This window comes from Streptomyces sp. RP5T (assembly GCF_003933965.1).
Lineage (GTDB): Bacteria > Actinomycetota > Actinomycetes > Streptomycetales > Streptomycetaceae > Streptomyces.
In genome coordinates this window covers 1-5,103 of sequence record NZ_RSAJ01000583.1, presented here as the reverse complement: position 1 = coordinate 5,103, position 5,103 = coordinate 1, and the positions used below count along the sequence as shown (strand labels likewise).

Sequence of the window (5,103 nt, the reverse complement as noted above, 5' to 3'; positions counted from 1 at the left end):
GCCCATCCGCCCACACCACCCCGCCCCGCTCTGCCCGCTCACGGACCGCAACCGCCGAGGGGATCCTTCATGGCATCACCACCACCCCTGCTCACCATGTCCGGCATCACCAAGTCCTTCCCGGGCGTCCGGGCCCTGGACGGTGTGGATCTCCAGGTCCAGGCCGGAGAAGTGCACTGCCTCCTGGGCCAGAACGGCGCCGGCAAGTCCACTCTGATCAAAGTGCTCGCCGGCGCGCACCAGCCGGACGGCGGTGAGATCACCTGGCAGGGCGAGCCCGTGACCCTGGGATCGCCCATGGCCGCCATGCGCCTGGGGATCGCCACCATCTACCAGGAACTCGACCTGATCGAGGGGCTGACGGTCGCGGAGAACGTCTTCCTCGGGCACGAACCCACGTCCGCCGGGTTCGTCGTACGCGGCTCCACCGCCCGTACGGCGACCGCGAAGCTGCTGAAGCGGCTCGGGCACGCGGAGATCGATCCCGCGCGGCTCGTCGGCGACCTGTCGGCGGCACAGCAGCAGATCGTCTCCATGGCCCGCGCGCTGTCGCATGAGGTGCGGCTCATCGTGATGGACGAGCCGTCGGCCGCGCTCGACCCCGAAGAGGTGGACAACCTCTTCCGGATCGTGGCCGATCTGACGGCCGACGGTGTCGCCGTCGTCTACATCTCCCATCGCCTGGAGGAGATCCGGCGCATCGGCGACCGGGTCACGGTGCTGAAGGAGGGCCGGTCCGTCGCGGGCGGTCTGCCCGCCGAGTCGACCCCGACCCATCAGGTCGTAGCCCTGATGACCGGGCGGAACGTGGAGTACGTCTTCCCCGAGCGCCCCGCGGCCGGGTCCGCCGCGGGGAGGGAGCCGGTGCTGAAGGTCGAAGGGCTGACCCGGCGGGGCGAGTTCGCGCCCGTCGACCTGGAGCTGCGGCCCGGCGAGATCGTCGGCCTGGCAGGACTGGTCGGCTCGGGACGCTCCGAGATCCTGGAGACGATCTACGGCGCGCGCAAGCCCGAGGGCGGCCGGGTCCTCGTCGACGGCACGCCCCTGCGCCCCGGCAGCGTCCGCGCCGCCGTCCGCGCCGGCATCGGCCTCGCGCCCGAGGAGCGCAAGGCGCAGGGCCTGCTGATGCTGGAGTCCGTCAGCAGCAATGTCTCGGTCTCCACCCTGTCCCGCTTCGCCCGCGCGGGCTGGATCGACCGGCGCACCGAGCGGGCCGCGACCCACCGGGCCGTACGGGAACTGTCGCTGCGGCCGGACAACCCCGATGCCGCCATCAGGACCCTGTCCGGCGGCAACCAGCAGAAGGCGGTGCTCGCGCGCTGGCTGCTGCGGGGCTGCAAGGTGCTGCTGCTGGACGAGCCGACCAGGGGCGTCGACATCGGCGCCCGGGCGGAGCTCTACGCCGTGATCCGCCGGCTGGCCGACGAGGGCCTGGCCGTACTCCTCGTGTCCAGTGAGGTGCCCGAGGTCCTCGGCCTCGCCGACCGGGTGCTGGTGCTGCGCGAAGGCAGCGTCGTGCACACGGCGGACGCCCGGGAGCTGGACGAGCACCGAGTACTCGATCTTGTGATGGAAGGGAACCCGACGTCATGACGCAGCCGACCGCCGCGGCGCACGAGGAAGCGCCGGCGTCCGACACCAAGTCCGCGGGGGAGAAGTCGAGTTCGCGACGCCCCGGACTGCCGTGGGACGTACGCACGCTCTCCCTGCTAGGAGTCCTCGCCGCCCTCGTCGTGGTCGGTGGGATCACCGCGCCGGACGAGTTCCTGTCGACGAGCAATCTGCAACTCGTCCTCACCCAGGCGTCCGTGATCGGCGTCGTCACCGTCGGCATGACGTTCGTCATCACCAGCGGCGGGATCGACCTGTCGGTCGGCGCCATGGTGGCGCTCTCCTCGGTGTGGGCGACGACCGTGGCCACCCAGGAGTTCGGCTTCGCGGGCATCCTCTTCACCGCGGTCGTCGTCGGTGTGGGCTGCGGTCTCGTGAACGGTGTGCTGATCGCCTACGGCAGGATGGTGCCGTTCATCGCGACGCTGGCCATGCTCGCCTCCGCGCGGGGTCTGGCGCTGCAGATCACGGACGGCAGCACCCAGATCGTGAGCGTCCGGTCCGTGCTCGATCTCGGCGCCAGGGACTCCTACATCCTCGGCATCCCGCCCCTCGTCCTGATCTTCGCCGCGGTCACCGTCATCGGCTGGCTGCTGCTCAACCGCACCACCTTCGGCCGCCGCACCGTCGCGGTCGGCGGCAACGCGGAGGCGGCACGCCTCGCCGGCATCGACGTACGCCGCCAGCGCCTGTACCTGTACCTGCTGTCCGGACTGTGCTGCGGTATCGCCGCGTTCATGCTGATCGTGCTCGCCGGCTCCGGCCAGAACACCAACGGCAACCTCTACGAGCTGGACGCCATCGCCGCGGCGATCATCGGCGGCACCCTGCTCAGCGGCGGCCGCGGCACCATCATCGGCTCCGTCCTCGGTGTCCTGGTCTTCACCACGATCACCAACATCTTCGCCCTGAACAACCTCGAGACCGCCGTCCAGCAGATCGCCAAGGGCGCCATCATCGTCGCCGCCGTCCTGGTCCAGCGGCGCTCCCTGCACGGCGACACCTGACGCCGCCGCTCGCCTGCGCAGCGACCCGTGTCGCCACCGCATGCTGCCGGACGGCGGGCCCTGACACCGCCGTCCGGCGCCCCGCCTCTCCTCCCTCACCATCCGACGCACACCGCCCAGTCGAAGGGTCGATTCGCCATGGCAAGAACCCCCGCCACCAGCCGCAGAGCACTGCTGTTCGGCACCGCGGCCGTGTCCGCAGGCGCGCTGCTGACGGCCTGCACCAGCAACGAGCCCAAGAACCAGGAACCGACCGCGGACAACGTCCCGGCCGCGGACGACAAGCCGGGCAAGGCCGTCACCATCGGCTTCGCCGGACCGCAGGCCGACCACGGCTGGCTCAACGCCATCAACGACAACGCCAAGCGCCGGGCCGAGAAGTACTCGGACGTCACCCTGGAGATCACCGAGGGCTCCAACGACACCGCCCAGCAGATCGGCCAGATCCAGACCCTCATCAACAAGAAGGTCGACGTCCTGGTGATCCTGCCGGCCGACGGCAAGGCGCTCACCCAGGTCGGCCTGCAGGCCATGCGGGCCGGCATCCCCGTCGTCAACCTGGACCGCGTATTCGCCTCCCCGCAGGCGTACCGCTGCTGGATCGGCGGCGACAACTACGGCATGGGCCTCAACGCCGGCCACTACATCGGCGAACAGCTCAAGGGCAAGCAGAACGCCAAGGTCGTGGAGCTCGCCGGACTCGACAACCTCGAACTGACCCAGCAGCGCACCAAGGGCTTCGACGACGCCCTGAAGAACTACCCCAACATCAAGAAGGTGGCCCGCCAGGCGGCCGACTTCACGGTGGAGTCAGGCCAGGCGAAGATGGCCCAACTGCTGCAGGCCCAGTCGAAGTTCGACGCGCTGTGGAACCACGACGACGACCAGGGCGTGGGCGCGCTGCGCGCCATCGACCAGGCCGGCCGCGACGACTTCCTCATGGTCGGCGGCGCGGGCGCCAAGTCCGCCATGGACGCCATCAAGGCCGGCAACAGCGTGCTCAAGGCGACCGTGCTGTACCCGCCGACGATGGCCGCCTCCGCCATCGACCTGGCCCGGGCGCTCGGCCAGGGCAAGGGCGTCGGCGGGCTCTCCGAGTTCGAGATCCCGTCCTCGCTCACCCTCTACTCGGCCGTGGTCACCAAGGACAACGTCGACCAGTACCTGCCGACCGGCTTCATCTGACCGGCCCGGGCCACGTGCCCGCGAACAGAGCGACGATTCAGTGACAACTCCGACCAGGAGGAACCCGTATGGAACACAGGGACAGTCGGACCGCGCCCCCGACACTCGGCGTGGGCATGGTCGGCTACGCGTTCATGGGCGCCGCCCACTCCCAGGGGTGGCGCACGGTTGGGCACGTGTTCGACCTGCCGTTGCGCCCGGGCATGGCCGCGGTCGCCGGCCGTGACGCGCACGCCGTGCAAGCCGCGGCCGACAAGCACGGCTGGACGGCGGCGGAGACCGACTGGCGTGCCCTCGTGGCCCGTGACGACGTGCAGCTCGTCGACATCTGCACCCCGGGTGACAGCCATGCGGAGATCGCGATCGCGGCGCTGGAGGCGGGCAAGCACGTACTGTGCGAGAAGCCGCTGGCCAATTCGGTCGCCGAGGCGCAGGCCATGGTCGCGGCGGCCGAAGCGGCCCGCGAACGCGGGCAGTTGGCCATGGTGGGCTTCAACTACCGGCGGGTGCCCGCCCTCACCTTCGCCCGTCGGCTGATCGCCGACGGCAGGCTGGGCACGCTGCGGCACGTCCGGGTGGTCTACCTCCAGGACTGGCTCGTCGACCCCGAATTCCCGCTGACCTGGCGGCTGGAGCGGGAGCACGCGGGATCGGGGGCGCTCGGTGACCTCGGCGCCCACATCGTCGACCTCGCGCAGTACCTGGCCGGTGAGGTGCTGGTCGGGGTCTCCGCCCAGATGGAGACCTTCGTCAAGGAGCGCCCCCGCCTCGACGGCGCTTCCTCCGGCCTGACCGCTTCCGGCGGTACCCGGCGCGGTCCGGTGACGGTCGACGACGCGGCCGTGTTCACCGGCCGCCTCGCGTCGGGGGCCCTCGCCACCTTCGAGGCGACCCGGATGGCGTCGGGGCGCAAGAACGCCCTGCGGCTGGAGGTGAACGGCGAGCACGGCTCGCTCGCCTTCGACCTGGAGCGGCTCAACGAGCTGTCCTTCCACGACCACCGGGAGCCCGCGGCCACGGCAGGATTCCGCAGGATCGTCGTCACCGAGCCGGACCACCCCTACCTGGACGCGTGGTGGCCGCCGGGGCACGGCCTGGGCTACGAGCACACCTTCGTCCACCAGGCCCGCGACCTGGTCGAGTCCATCGCGACCGGCACCGAGCTGCTGCCGACCTTCGCCGACGGGCTTCAGGTGCAGCGGGTGCTCGCGGCGGTGGAGGAGAGCGCCGAGAAGAACTCCGTCTACACCCCGATCGCTGTCTGAGGAGGCCCGGAAGCATGCCGCGTCAGTTCACCCTG

Annotated in this window: 4 protein-coding genes; all 4 read left to right on the top strand. The window is 70.6% G+C overall.

Annotation, left to right across the window (positions count from 1 at the left end; translation table 11 throughout):
- Positions 1-69: 69 nt before the first annotated feature.
- Positions 70-1,593, top strand: a complete 1,524-nt coding sequence (locus tag EHS43_RS36840) for a sugar ABC transporter ATP-binding protein (RefSeq protein ID WP_125194962.1) — start codon at positions 70-72, stop codon at positions 1,591-1,593.
- On the top strand, positions 1,590-2,618 hold the full coding sequence (locus EHS43_RS36835; protein ID WP_125194960.1) for an ABC transporter permease: 1,029 nt from the start codon (positions 1,590-1,592) through the stop codon (positions 2,616-2,618). Before EHS43_RS36840 ends, EHS43_RS36835 begins: the two co-directional genes overlap by 4 nt.
- A gap of 138 nt (positions 2,619-2,756) precedes the next feature.
- The gene (locus tag EHS43_RS36830) at positions 2,757-3,803 is read left to right on the top strand and encodes a substrate-binding domain-containing protein (RefSeq protein ID WP_125194958.1); all 1,047 of its coding nucleotides are present in this window, start codon (positions 2,757-2,759) and stop codon (positions 3,801-3,803) included.
- A gap of 68 nt (positions 3,804-3,871) precedes the next feature.
- Entirely contained in the window at positions 3,872-5,068 is a 1,197-nt protein-coding gene (locus tag EHS43_RS36825; protein WP_125194957.1) for a Gfo/Idh/MocA family protein, read from the top strand.
- The last annotated feature ends 35 nt before the right edge of the window (positions 5,069-5,103 follow it).